General features: G+C 58.4%; 1 pseudogene. It reads right to left on the reverse strand.

Annotated elements, in window-relative coordinates:
• Positions 1-83: 83 nt before the first annotated feature.
• Positions 84-231 (reverse strand): annotated as a pseudogene (locus tag AC0IW7_RS25090) (tRNA (uridine(54)-C5)-methyltransferase TrmA); the annotation flags it as partial.

Raw genomic sequence — 231 nt, forward strand, 5'->3', positions numbered from 1 at the left:
GCTTTAGGCGAGAGACTAGAGGCGTACTTGTACAAGTGCAAGTGCCGTGTACAAGTATTTACGCTGGGGAGGAGGCGCGGCGATTAACGGCGCGTCAGCAGAACGCCCGATTCCCTGTGATGGGTGTAGGGGAACTGGTCAAACAACGCGCAGCGCTCACTGCGGTGCGTGTCGTTCAAGTGGGCGATGTTCGCCGCGAGGGTTTCCGGGTTGCAGGAGATGTACAGGATG

The sequence above is a fragment of the Pseudomonas sp. AC229 genome (assembly GCF_979254655.1).